Below are 12,215 nucleotides of genomic sequence, written 5' to 3'. Positions count from 1 at the left end.
CTCCACCGGTCGGGCGCTTTCTATATTTCTCGGTATGCGACGACGGAATGTGAACATCCTGCTGACGGGTACGGCGTCCGATTCCCATACCTGGAATCTCGTCTACCTCCAGCTCTTCCTGGAGGAGCTCGGGCACCGGGTCCACAACCTGGGGCCCTGCGTACCGGACGACCTGCTGGCCGGCGTCTGCGCGGACCGTGACCCGGACCTCGTCGTGGTCAGCAGCGTCAACGGGCACGGCTACCGGGACGGGCTCGGCGCCGTCCGGGCCCTGCGGGCCCGCGGACTGACGGTGCCCGTCGTCATCGGCGGAAAGCTCGGCGTGGCCGGCGTGGCCGACCCTCGGCAGCGGGCCCGGCTCCTCGACGCGGGCTTCGACGCCGTCTTCGACGACGGCGACGTGGGGCGGCTGCGCGGCTATCTGGGCGCCGTACCGCAAGCGCACGTACGGGCCGTCGCATGACCGCCGCCACGCTCGCCGCACCGCACGTGGCCGCCCCCTCGCCCGCCGGCGCCGCGGGCTTCGGCGCCTTCGTCGGCGCCTGCGCCGCCGCCGGGCAGCTCGTCGTCCAGCCCCGGATGGGTTTCAGTGATCCGCGCCGGATGCGGGACGGGCTGGAGCGGACCAAGTCGGCCGTCGCCACCACCGTCGGCACCCTCACCATCGACAGCTACACCCGGGTCGGCGCACACGCCGCCGCCCGCGCCGCCCTGGCCGAGGGCACACCGCTCAACGGCTACCCGATCGCCACCCACCCCACCGCGCAGACCCGGTCCCTGCTCGACGGGGTCCTGGACGCCGCGTTCCCCGTCCAGGTCCGGCACGGCTCCTCACGCCCCGAGGCCATCGTCCGCGCGCTCGCCGCCGCCGGGCTGGACGCCACCGAGGGCGGCCCGGTCTCCTACTGCCTGCCCTACGGCCGGACCCCGCTCGCCGAGTCCGTGGACAACTGGGCCCGCTGCTGCGAACTGCTCGCCGCACTGGCCCCGGCCCCGCGGACGCCGCACCTGGAGAGTTTCGGCGGCTGCATGCTCGGGCAGCTCTGCCCGCCCGGGCTGCTGGTGGCGCTCAGCCTGCTGGAGGGGATGTTCTTCGCGCAGCACGGCATCCGGTCGGTCTCCCTCAGCTACGCGCAGCAGACCGACCCCGCCCAGGACACCGAGGCGGTGCGCGCCCTCGGCCGGCTGGCCGAGGAGTTCCTGCCGCCCGCGGTGGACCGGCACGTGGTCCTGTACTCGTACATGGGGGTGTTCCCGTACACCGCCCGCGGTGCCACCCGGCTGCTGGAGGCCTCCGCCCGGCTGGCCGTGCGCGCGGGGGCCCAGCGCCTGATCGTGAAGACCGCCGCGGAGGCGCACCGGATCCCGACCGTGCAGGAGAACGTACGGGCGCTGGAGACGGCGGCGGCGACCGCCGCGCTGACCGAGCGGCCGGCCCGGACCGGGGACCCGGCGGACAGCGAGGTCTACCGCGAGGCACGGGCCTTCGTGGAGGCCGTGCTGGAGTGCGGCGAGGACCTCGGGCGGTCGCTGCGGACCGCCTTCGCGCGCGGCGTGCTGGACGTCCCGTACTGCCTGCACCCGGACAACGCGGGCCGCTCGCGCAGCTTCGTCGGCCCCGACGGGCGGCTGCGGTGGTCGGAGGTCGGCGCGATGCCGGTCGCACCGTACCGCGGGACCGGCGGCCGCACACCGATGACCTCGGACGGGCTGCTCGCGGCCCTCCACGGCCTGGCCCGGCGCTACGACGAGGGCGGGGCAGCCGCGTGAACCGGCCCGCGCAAGGCCCCTTCCCGCCCCCCGACATCCCCACGCACCCGATTTCGACAGGAGTCGACATGGACATCCAGACCCCTCCCCCGCTCGGTGAGCACCTGCGCTCGCCACGGCTGCGCTCCGCGATGCTGGTGCAGCAGGAAGCGATGTACGCGGCGCGCGAGTTCCTGCGCGGCGCGGGCTTCGTGGAACTGCTGCCGCCGCTGGTCGGTCCGGTCACCGACCCCGGCGGCCGGGGCGCCAAGGCCCTGGACGTCGACTACTACGGCGAGCCGTACAAGCTGATGACCAGCGCGATCCTCTACAAGCAGGCTTCGCTGGGCGGGTTCCCGCGCCTGTTCTACATCGCACCGAACGTCCGCGTGGAGCCGCCGGAGACGGCCGCCACCGGCCGGCACCTGGTGGAGTTCCACCAGATCGACGTGGAGATGGCCGGCGCCACGCGCCACCAGGTCCAGGAGATCGCCGCCGGGCTGCTGACGCACGTGGTGGACCACGTGTGGACGGCGGTACCGGACGTGCTGCGCGCACTGGGCCGCGAGGAGCTGGACTTCGCCGAGCTCCGGCAGGGCAAGTTCGACTCCTGCACCCACGAGGAGGCGGTGACCCGCCTGCTCGGCCGCGGCCACCCGCAGAGTCCTGACGCGGAGATCGACTGGGCGGGCGAGAAGGTGCTCTCCCTGGAGGCCGACCGGCCGTTCTTCATCAACGACTACCCCAAGGGCTCACGCGGCTTCTACGACCGCGAGGACCCCGAACGTCCGGGCGTGCTGCGCAACTTCGACCTGATCGCGCACGGCGGATACGGCGAACTGGTCAGCGGCAGCGAGCGGGAGTCCGACTACGCGGCGATCGTCACGCGGATGCGGGAGAGCGGGGAGAACCCGGCGAAGTACGCCTGGTACCTGGAACTCGCCCGCGAGGGCATCGAGGCCAGCGCCGGCTTCGGCATGGGCCTGCAGCGCCTGGTCCGCTTCCTGACCGGGCTCGACGCCCTGTGGCAGGTCAGCGCCTACCCGAAGCTGCCGGGGGTGATCGCGCCGTGAGCGGGGCACTGGGCGCGGCGGGCTTCCCCGAGCAGGCGGTACGGGCCCGGGCCCGGGCGGGCACGGCCGAGGTGTTCCCGGCCGCGGACTCCTACGGCACGCAGCTGTACGGAGCCACCGCGCAGGGAGCACCGGACCCGCTGGACCCGCTCGACGAACTGCGTCTCGTACCGCCGGTGTTCATGCCGCGGCGGCTGGAGAAACTGATCGAACTGGGACGGGAGCCCTCGTACGAGGACGTGGACCTGCGCACGACCGTCGGTGGTTTCACCGCCGAACTGCCGCTCTACCTGTCGGCGTTCGGATCCACCCGGGCGGGCAGCGGAGACCTCGGGGTGGCGGCGGGCCGGCAGGCGGCGCAGCTCGGCATACCGATGGTGATCGGCGAGAACATGGTGCCGGTGCACGGGTACTCCCGCGGCGGCGACGGCATGCGCTCGGCGCTGCTGGAGCGGATCTCGGCCTACGCACAGAGCGTCGCGGACGGCGTCGGCGGCGTGGTGGTGCAGCAGTCCACCGAGGACGCCGACTCGGAGGTGTGGAACCTCCTCTACAGTGACCCCGGCACGCGGGCGCTGCGGGATTCCGGCCGCCTCGGCTTCGAACTGAAGGTGGGCCAGGGCGCGAAGCCGGGCCTCGGCGGGATGACGGTGGTCGGCGCCGGCGAAGGCGAGCGGCTGGCCGGGCAGTTCACGGTACGGGACCTGCTGGGCGAGCGCGGGCGGCTGCTGCGGTGCGCGACCCCGGGGACCTTCACCGAGGAGATCGTCCGCCAGCAGCTGCGGTTCATGCGGAACAACTTCCCGCTGGCCCGGACCTGGGTGAAGTTCCATCCCGGCCGGGACATCGGGCGGGCCGCGGCCACCGCCTGGGCGGCGGGCGCCGACGCGGTGACGGTGGACGGCGCCGAGGGCGGCACCGGCTGGGCCCCCAGGGTCTTCCTCGACCAGGTCGGCCTGCCGCTCGGGGAATGCCTGCGCCGGATCGGCCCCCCGGCCGGGGACCTGCTCGCCACGGGCCGGATCTGGGAAGGCGGCCGGGCGGTGCGGGCGCTCGCGCTCGGGGCGACGGCCGTGGGCCTGGGCCGGGCGGCGCTGCTCGCGGTGGACGAGGACCCGCGGGAAGGACTGGTGCGGCTGGCGCGGGCGCTGGCGCTGGAGACCCGGCTGCTGGTGAGCGCCGTCGGCAAGTACCGGGTCGCCGACCTGGGCCCGGAGGACCTGTGGTCACCGGGCACCGCGGGACCGGACGCCCCTGGACGGGAAACGCCGCGGTCCGTGCCGGCCGGGGAGCGGTCGTGACGGCCCGTCCCGTGTCCGCCCGTCGGCCCGGGCGGTTGCGGGCCTGCCGCCGGGGGGCGGGCGGGAGCCGGCCGTACGGGCGGCGGCCGCGCCCGGTGCGGGCGCGGTTCCGGCTCTCCGAATTCCCCGGGGTCACGGCCGCACCCGCCTGCGCCGCCGGCGCCGCCGCCGCTTCGCGGGCGCTGGCCCGGGCCGGGCTCGGCCACCTGGGCGGCCACCTCGCCCTGCGCGGCCCTGCCGGGGCCCGCGCGGCGGACCTGGCCAGGGCGGCGGAAGGCGCCGTGGCCGCCGCCCTGCGGCGCGCCCGCTGACCCGGGCCCCCGCCCCCCGCACGTCGTCCCGTACCGCAGTCCCCTACCGCTCACCCGCCCCTCACCCAGAACAGGTTCACCATGAAAACCCCCGTACAGACGCCCGCCGCGGCACCCACGGTCCAATGGGGCCGCGTGAGCTCCCTGGTCGGTGGCCAGGCCGCCGTCCAGCTCGGCAGCTTCGCCCTGCTCATCGCCATGAACTGGACCGCCGTCCAGCTCGGCGGCACCGGCGCGGTCACCTTGCTGACCCTGGCCGCCACCGTCCCCCGGGCCCTGATGCTGATCTTCGGCGGGGCGGTGGCCGACACCCTCGGCCCGCGCTTCGTCCTGCTGAGGACCACCTCCGCCCGCGTCGCGGTGCTCGGCGCCGGGGCGGTGGTCACCGCGACCACCCACCAGTTGTGGCCCCTGGTGGTGATCGCCCTCGTCGAGGGGATCCTGCTGGGCCTCGCCGGTCCGGCCTCCGGGGTGCTGCTGCCGATGTTCGCCCGCGGTGACCAGCTGGCGCGGGCCAACTCCCTCTACTCCATGGTGCTGCGGGTCGCGCCGATCCTGGGGGCCCCGGCCGGCGCGTTCCTGATCACCGTCGGGGAACTGTGGCTGGCGATGCTCGTCGGGGCGGTCACCGGTGCGATCTGGCTCGGCTGCCTGCTGCACGTCACGCACGGCTTCGTCCGGCCCGCGCCCGAGCCCGGCATCTCCCTGGTCAAGCGCTCCGGGGACGGTTTCCGGCTGCTGGCCCGCCACCCCCGGCTGCGCTGGATGTTCGTGGCCGCGCTGTGCCTGGACATGGCGTTCAGCTGGCCGGCCGAGGTCGCGCTGCCGCTGCTGGTCTCCGAACGCGGCTGGGGGGTCGGCGCGGTGGGCGTGGTCCTGGCGGCGTTCAGCGTGGGCGCCCTCGGCTCCAGCGCGGTCGGCGCGGCCATGGCACACCGGATCCCGATGTTCGTACGGCTCGTCGTCACCGGCGCGGGACTGGCCGCCGGGATCCTGGTGATGGCCCTGATGCCGTCCGTGGTCTCCCTCACCGCGGTCGCCGCCGGGGTCGGTCTGCTGTCCGGGCTGAACGGGCCGGCCATCGTCACGCTGTACCAGCAGTCGGCCCCCGAGGAGCGGATGGGCGCCGCGATGTCGACGCTCTCCCTCGCCGGGATCGGCACCGCCCCGATCTCCATCGCCGTGTTCAGCTCGCTGTCCCTGGCCCTCGGCGTGCAGACCACCTGGCTGCTGTGCGGAGCCATCGCTTTCGTCTCGCCGCTCGCGGCCGTCCTGGCGCTGCGGCACCCCGCGAAGGAAGAGGAGCCCGCCCTGGTGGAGCTCCCCGTCCCCGCGGCCGCATAGGGGAGGTGGCGGCGATGAGTGCGCTGGAACCGGGCACTGCCCGACTTCTCGTACCGACCCCGCTGTCGGGCCCCGGGCCGGGACCGGCCGAGGCCGTCCTGGTGGCGGCGAGTCCGCAGCTGTGGCTCGTGGACACCACCGCCTACCGTGTGCACGCGGCCCGGCACGCGCCCGGCACCCTGGACGCCCAGGAGCTGGCGCGCGCGGCCGAGTTCGTCCGGGCGGCGGACCGCGACAGCTACGTCTGCGCCCACGTGGCGCTGCGCCGGCTGCTCGGCGCCTACCTGGGCATGCCGGCGCGGGAGGTGATCGTGGAGCGGGCGCCCTGCACGCACTGCGACGAGCCGCACGGACGGCCGGTGCTGCCGGGCGGGGCCCTGCACTTCTCCCTCTCGCACTGCACGGGGATCAGCCTGCTGGCCTTCGCCACCGCACCGGTCGGGGTGGACGTGGAGGAGCTGGTGCTGCCGCAGTCGATCGCGGAGACGGCCGACGTCCTGCACCCCAGGGAGGCGGCCGAGCTGGCCGCCCTCCCGGCGGGCGACCGCTCGCTCGCCTTCACCCGGGTGTGGACCCGCAAGGAGGCCTACCTCAAGGGGCTCGGGGTGGGTCTGTCGGAGAACCCCGCGGCCGACTACGTGGGCACGGGCCCCGTCCCCGCCCGCCTGCCGGGGTGGACCCTGACCGACGCCCTGGTCCCGGAGGGCCACTGCGCGGCGGTGGCCCTGCGCGACCCGTGACGGCCACCGGCCCTGTCGGAGCGACTGGTTACCCTGCACGGATGACCACGACGACCGCCGACGACCGCAGTTTCCCGCCCGCCCTCGCCGAGGTGGCGGTGACGGAGTTCGACCGCGACGGGGGCAACGGGATCGAGTTCGAGCCCTACGCCGCCTTCGCGTCGGCCGAGGACACCACCGACTGGCTGCGGAGCTGGACGGGCAACCCCGCCCTGGACGGCGGCGCGTACCGCGTCTTCGGCCAGGACGGTACGGGCGGGCTCGCCGCCCTGTGGCGCGTGCGGTCCGGGCGCCCCCTCGTCGAGCAGCCCGTGGTGTTCATGGGGTCGGAGGGGGCCTGCGGTGTCGTGGCCGGTGACCTGTCCGACTTCCTGTGGGTCCTGGCGGACGGCATCGGGCCGATGGAGGCGGTGGAGTACGACGATCCCTCGGGCCGTCCGGACCCGGTCCTGACCTCGCTCGCCGAGCGGCACGCGACCACGCCGCGCCGCCCGGCCCGTGAGATCGTGCGCGGCGCGCGGGCCGAGTTCCCGGCGTACGTCCGGGACATCGAGGACCTCTGCCGCTGAGCGGGCCGGCGGTCCCGGGGCGGCCCGCGATCCCGGGGCGGGCCGGCGATCCCGGGGCGGGCGTGTCCGGTGGGTCGGTGAATCGTTTTCGCAGGCATGACGACGACGCACTCCACGCTCACCACCTCGGCACGGCACCGGGCTGCGGACGACGGCGTCCGCAGCCTGTTCGTGCCCCGCCAGCCCTCCCACGCCGCCGGGTCCGCACCGCTGTTCGATGAACTCGCCCGGGAGTGGGCGGCGCGCGGGGCCACCGTGCCCAACCGGCCGGATCCCACGTGGCTGCGGCTGGTGTCCTGGGAGCACTTCCAGCGGGAGACCGCGGCCACGGTCCGCGACCTGCACCTGCGCGGCCCCGAGCCGGCGCCGGAGCCCGCCGCCGCGGACGGCCGCCCCCGTTGGCGGCGTGCGTGAGGGCGGTCCGACCGGCGGTCGGACGCCGCCTCACTCCTCGGTGGTGACGGTGAGCTTCCCCCGTACGTGACCGGCGGTGGAGTCGGCGTAGACCTCGCCCATGGCGGAGAACGGATACGTGGTCGTCTCGGCGACCCGGAGCCGGCCGGAGGTCACGAGCCGGGCGAGTTCCTCCATGTCCGAGACGGTGGCGTCGTAGTTGAAGTTGACGGCGCGCACGCCCCGGGCGGCCAGGGCGTCGGGGTGGGCGGCGAAGAGCGTACTGGCCAGCCGGCCGCCGTCGCGCAGCAGCGGGGCGATCCGGCCGGCCACGAGGTCCCGGCCGTCCACCAGGTCGAGTGCGGCGTCGACACCGTCGGGGTGACCCGCGCGGACGGCGTCGGCGACATCGGCGGTGCGGTAGTCGACCACCTCGGCGGCGCCGAGGGCGCGGACGTAGTCGTGGTCCTGGCCGGCGGCGACCGCGACCACCCGCGCCCCACGGGCCGCGGCCAGCTGCACGACGTAGGAGCCGACACCGCCGGCCGCCCCGACCACGAGCAGGGATTCACCCTCCCGGGGGTCCAGCCAGCGGGTGAGGGCGAGCGCGGTCCCGCCGGTCATGGGGAGCGCCGCCGCCGAGAGGGCGTCCAGCTCCTCGGGGCGCTCCGCCAGCGCGGCGCTCTCCAGCGAAGCGGTCATGTACGGGGCGTAGGAGCCGTACGGGTGCGCGGCGATGGTCGCGGGTCGGCGCATGCCGAAGACCTCCGCGCCGACCTGGAACGGGGCGCCCTCACCGGCGGCGGTCACCTGGCCGGCCACGTCGAAGCCGAGGACCAGGGGGAAGGTGAAGGTGACGTCCGGGCGGGCGAGCTGCCCCGCGGCGATCTTCCAGTCGATGGGGTTGACCGAAGCGGCCCGCACCTTGATCAGCACCTCGCCGGGGCCCGGCTCCGGAGCGGGCAGCTCCCGCAGGGCGGGCGGCTCACCGAAGGCTTCGACGGCGAATGCGTACATGAGGGGTTCCTCCCGGGTGGGGACGCCACGGCGGACGGCCCGGCCGCCCGCGCCAAGACCCCTTCCACCCCGGGCGCGCACGCACCCGTCCGACGCCGTCCGGGTCACCCGCCCGGCCCCGTCACCGTCCTCCGTCCTCGTTGCGCCGCCTCCGTGGAGCCGTGCCGCCCCGGGCGGGGCGGCACGGCCCGTGACGGTCGTCAGGCGAGGGCCGCGGCGTCGAGCCTGCCCGCCTTCGCGTCCTCGATCAGGGAGCCGAACTGGTCCGCGCTCATCTCCACGCGCTGACCGAAGTCGTCGGTGATGACGATGCGCCGCTCGGCGGGCGCGGACTCGTCGACGAACAACTGCGGGCAGCCGCAGTCACACTTGCCGCAGAACGTCGCCACGGGTTCCAGCGAGCTGAAATCGGTCACTATGCCCTTCCTCTCACGTCCCGTCCGCGGATCGGCCTCCCGCCCCCGGACGTAAGGGACATGCCCCCGCGGCGGCGTGCGCAAGCGCCACGGAGGCCCTGGGCGCACCCGGCGGTCCCCGGCCGGTTCCTCAGTCGCCGACGTGGATGCCCGGACGCCGCTCCGGACGCGGCTCGTGCTTGCGGATGATCTCGCGGGTGACGGGGGCGGTGTCACCCCGGCCGAGCAGGAAGTAGCGGAACATGTGCCGCAGCGGGCTGCCCTCCGCCCAGGCGAAGTAGCAGTGCGGCCTGACTCCTGTGGTGTCGCGCAGGGCGAGGAGGATCGCCGCGATCGCGTTCGGCGCGGCCGGCGCCTCGGCGCGCAGGATGCGGTAGCCGTCGACGTCGACACCGCGGACGGTGAGGGTCTCGCTGAAATCGGAGGGGTCCACGACGTCGATCTCCAGGAAGATGACGTCGGCCGGTCCGGGGACCGGGTTGGTTCCGCGCTGTTCGTGTTCCTTGCCGGCGTACTCCGCCCCGTCCCCCGCCTCGCGGCGGTTGGCGATGATGTTGATGGCGTTGTCGTGGGCGAGGGTGTCGGTGACGAACCGGCGTGCCGCTTCGTCGAAGACGATGCGGTCGGCCCGCAGTTCGGTGGTGCGCGAGACGCGGGAGATCAGGGACACGACGATGATGCCGGCGATGAACGTCCCCGAGATGGTGATGCCGTCGGGCTTGTCGACGATGTTGGCGACCAGCGCGTAGAGCAGGACCGCCGTCAGGACCGCGAAGCCCGCGGTCGTGGCGCGTTGGCGGCGGCGCAGGGCCGAGACGGTGACGGCGAAGGCGCCGGAGACCATCATGGCGAGGATGCCGGTGGCGTACGCACCGGCCTGGGCGTTGACGTCGGCGTCGAAGGCGATGGTGATGCCGACGCACAGGACGGTGTAGACGAGCACCACGGGCCGCACCGCGCGTCCCCATTCGGGGGCCATCCCGTAGTCGGGGAGGTAGCGGGGCACGATGTTGATCAGGCCCGCCATGGCCGAGGCGCCCGCGAACCACAGGATCAAGATGGTGCTGATGTCGTAGACGGTGCCGAAGGCCTCGCCGACGTGTTCGTGGGCGAGCCAGGCCAGCGCCCGGCCGTTCGCCGCGCCGCCGGCCTCGAACTCCGCGTGCGGGATGAGGACCGTGGTGACGAAACTCGCGGCCAGCAGGTAGACGCTCATCACGAGCGCGGCGGTGGTCAGGAGCTTGCGGGTGTTGCGGATCCGGGACTCCAGGCGCTCCGCCGGGTCGGCGCCCTCGGCGGCGACGAGCGGCATCATGCTCACCCCGGTCTCGAATCCGGACAGGCCGAGGACGAGCAGGGGGAACGCCAGCAGTGCCGGGCCGGCCAGGTCCCCGAAGCCGCCTCCGCCCGCGACGAGGGCGTCCGTCCACGCGGACCAGGCTCCGGGGGTGGTGAACACGTCGAACGCACCGACGCCGATGGTCACCGCGTTGAGGAGCAGGAAGACGGCGACCAGCGGGATGGCCACGCTGACCGCTTCGCTGAAGCCGAGCAGGAACACGCCGCCGAGCAGCAGCAGCATGGCGACCGTGATGGCCACCTCGTGGCCGTGCAGGGCCTGCGGGAAGAACGGGTTCTCGACGACGTGCACGGAGGCGTCCGCCGCCGACAGGGTGATGGTGATGACCCACGAGGTCGCGACGAAGCCCAGCAGGACCAGGACGAACAGCTTGCCCCGCCAGAAGGGCAGCAGGTCCTCCAGCATGGCCACCGAGCCTGCGCCGTGCGGGCTCTCGCGCGTCACCCGCCGGTACATCGGCAGCATGCCGAGGAGGGTCAGCGCGACGATCACCAGCGTGGCCAGCGGGGAGACGGCGCCGGCCGCGAGCGCGGCGATCGCCGGCACGTAGGCCAGGCTGGAGAAGTAGTCGACGCCGGTCAGGCACATCACCTTCCACCAGGCGTGCGGCTCGTTGTGCCCCTCGCCGGCCGCCGGCCCGACCGGCTGGACCCGGTGGCGCAGCAGCCACCGCCCCAGGCCTCCGCTCGGCTGTGACCGCAGAGCAGGGCTGTCCACCGCTTCCGGCACGGCCAGTTCGTTCGTGTCCTTCATGTCCCCCATCAACCTTCCGGCCCGGAGCGCCGGGCATGGCCGCCGTCGCGGCCATACCCGCGGCGACGATCACCGAGTATGCGGCCTGCCGCCCGCGACTCCCCGACCGGGGGCCGTGACGCCCCCTCGGGGCCGGGCCGTCCGCGCGCGCCCCCTCGGGACCGGTGCCGTCGGCGCACGCGCCCCTGCCGGACGTCCTCGTTTCCGGCAGGGGCGCGCGGGCTCAGGAGGCTGCCGCCGCCTTGCGGGCGATCCAGCCGAAGAAGGCGTCCGCGACCTGGGTGCGCTCGGGTTCGGGCATCATCGTGAAGCCGCCGTGCGCGGTGCTCCATTCGTTCAGCACCGGGCCCTCGTCGGTCATCAGCCAGTCGACGCACATCCACTCGGCGGCGAGGCTGCGGGCGATGCGTTCGCAGTGCTCGGCGACCAGTTCGTGGTCCTCGTTCACCTCGATGGAACCGCCCTGGCTGACGCTGGCGAGGTAGCCGTCCTTGCGCGGTCGCCTGGTCAGCGAGCAGACGACCTTGCCGTCGGCCACGTAGACCCGCATGTCGCCGTGGTGGGCGAGGTAGGGCTGGATGACGTACCCGGCGTCGCTCTGGGCGACGATGTCGATGGCCGCCGCGAGCTGTTGGTCGGAGTCCGCGCGCAGGACGCCGGTGCCGCCGGACAGTTCACGGGGCTTGACCACGAACCGCCCCGTCCCGAGGGCCTGCCGGGCCTCCTCTATGGCGCGCCGGGCGTACTTGCCGGGTGGCACGCCCACCGTGGCGATGGTCGGGACGCCGAGCGCGGCCGCGTGCTGGATCAGCGCGAGCTTGTCGCGCTCCAGGTAGTCGGGGCCGGTGAAGGACCGGTTCAGCAGCACGGAATCGCTGGCCGCGATGGTGCGGTAGATCGCCCGGAGCGCGTGCGTGCCCTGGGAGTCGGTGCTCATGTCCTCGACGATGTAGCACTGCCGCTGTTCCAGCAGGTCCTTCCCGCGGTGGCGCAGCGCGGGCTTGCCGACGCACGACGGGATCAGCTCCGTCGCGCTGATCACCCGGAAGTCGAAGCCGCGGGGTGCCCCCAGCGCCGAGTACCTGCGGGTGATGCTCTCCTCGAACCCGTCCACCTCTCCGGGGTCGTAGTCCTCCGAGTGGTAGATCCAGGTGATCAGCTGGTTCTCGCTCATCCTCTTCACGCTTCC

The 12,215-nt window shown here is 74.1% G+C and carries 13 protein-coding genes; 9 read left to right on the top strand and 4 right to left on the bottom strand.

Annotated elements, in window-relative coordinates; genetic code table 11:
- Nucleotides 1-34 precede the first annotated feature (34 nt).
- The 9 genes from OHA81_RS27530 (at nt 35) to OHA81_RS27490 (ending at nt 7,501) form a co-directional block, all read left to right on the top strand.
- Complete coding sequence (locus OHA81_RS27530) at nt 35-463, top strand: cobalamin B12-binding domain-containing protein (RefSeq protein WP_329200246.1); 429 nt, start codon at nt 35-37, stop codon at nt 461-463.
- On the top strand, nt 460-1,770 hold the full coding sequence (locus OHA81_RS27525) for a methylaspartate mutase (protein WP_329200245.1): 1,311 nt from the start codon (nt 460-462) through the stop codon (nt 1,768-1,770). Before OHA81_RS27530 ends, OHA81_RS27525 begins: the two co-directional genes overlap by 4 nt.
- Before the next feature lie 68 nt (nt 1,771-1,838).
- A complete protein-coding gene (locus tag OHA81_RS27520) occupies nt 1,839-2,822 on the top strand; it encodes an asparagine synthetase A (RefSeq protein WP_329200242.1) in 984 nt (327 codons plus the stop codon).
- Nucleotides 2,819-4,123, top strand: coding sequence for a glutamate synthase-related protein (locus OHA81_RS27515; protein ID WP_329200240.1), 1,305 nt, complete (start codon nt 2,819-2,821; stop codon nt 4,121-4,123). Before OHA81_RS27520 ends, OHA81_RS27515 begins: the two co-directional genes overlap by 4 nt.
- Complete coding sequence (locus OHA81_RS27510) at nt 4,120-4,434, top strand: hypothetical protein (RefSeq protein ID WP_329200238.1); 315 nt, start codon at nt 4,120-4,122, stop codon at nt 4,432-4,434. Before OHA81_RS27515 ends, OHA81_RS27510 begins: the two co-directional genes overlap by 4 nt.
- A 135-nt stretch (nt 4,435-4,569) precedes the next feature.
- Nucleotides 4,570-5,778, top strand: a complete 1,209-nt coding sequence (locus OHA81_RS27505) for an MFS transporter (protein WP_329200237.1) — start codon at nt 4,570-4,572, stop codon at nt 5,776-5,778.
- Nucleotides 5,779-5,792: 14 nt separating this feature from the next.
- Nucleotides 5,793-6,518 carry a 4'-phosphopantetheinyl transferase family protein gene (locus OHA81_RS27500; protein ID WP_329200235.1) on the top strand — a complete coding sequence of 242 codons (726 nt, stop codon included), beginning with the start codon at nt 5,793-5,795 and terminating at the stop codon, nt 6,516-6,518.
- Between the two features lie 41 nt (nt 6,519-6,559).
- Nucleotides 6,560-7,087: an SMI1/KNR4 family protein gene (locus tag OHA81_RS27495; RefSeq protein WP_329200233.1), complete on the top strand. Its 528-nt coding sequence runs from the start codon at nt 6,560-6,562 to the stop codon at nt 7,085-7,087.
- Between the two features lie 96 nt (nt 7,088-7,183).
- On the top strand, nt 7,184-7,501 hold the full coding sequence (locus OHA81_RS27490; RefSeq protein WP_329200232.1) for a hypothetical protein: 318 nt from the start codon (nt 7,184-7,186) through the stop codon (nt 7,499-7,501).
- A 30-nt stretch (nt 7,502-7,531) separates the two neighbouring features.
- On the opposite strand, the gene OHA81_RS27485 is transcribed toward OHA81_RS27490, so the two are convergent.
- The 4 genes from OHA81_RS27485 to OHA81_RS27470 form a co-directional block, all read right to left on the bottom strand.
- Nucleotides 7,532-8,497 carry an NADP-dependent oxidoreductase gene (locus OHA81_RS27485; RefSeq protein ID WP_329200230.1) on the bottom strand — a complete coding sequence of 322 codons (966 nt, stop codon included), beginning with the start codon at nt 8,495-8,497 and terminating at the stop codon, nt 7,532-7,534.
- Nucleotides 8,498-8,697: 200 nt separating this feature from the next.
- Nucleotides 8,698-8,913: a hypothetical protein gene (locus OHA81_RS27480; protein WP_329200229.1), complete on the bottom strand. Its 216-nt coding sequence runs from the start codon at nt 8,911-8,913 to the stop codon at nt 8,698-8,700.
- 130 nt (nt 8,914-9,043) lie between these two features.
- Complete coding sequence (locus tag OHA81_RS27475) at nt 9,044-11,026, bottom strand: amino acid transporter (RefSeq protein WP_329200228.1); 1,983 nt, start codon at nt 11,024-11,026, stop codon at nt 9,044-9,046.
- A 223-nt stretch (nt 11,027-11,249) separates the two neighbouring features.
- The gene (locus OHA81_RS27470) at nt 11,250-12,200 is read right to left on the bottom strand and encodes an ATP-grasp domain-containing protein (RefSeq protein ID WP_329200226.1); all 951 of its coding nucleotides are present in this window, start codon (nt 12,198-12,200) and stop codon (nt 11,250-11,252) included.
- Between the last annotated feature and the right edge of the window lie 15 nt (nt 12,201-12,215).

The sequence above is a fragment of the Streptomyces sp. NBC_00667 genome (assembly GCF_036226825.1).
Classification (GTDB): Bacteria; Actinomycetota; Actinomycetes; order Streptomycetales; family Streptomycetaceae; genus Streptomyces.
Note: the sequence above shows the minus strand (reverse complement) of the source record. Positions and strands in the feature narration are given on the sequence as shown.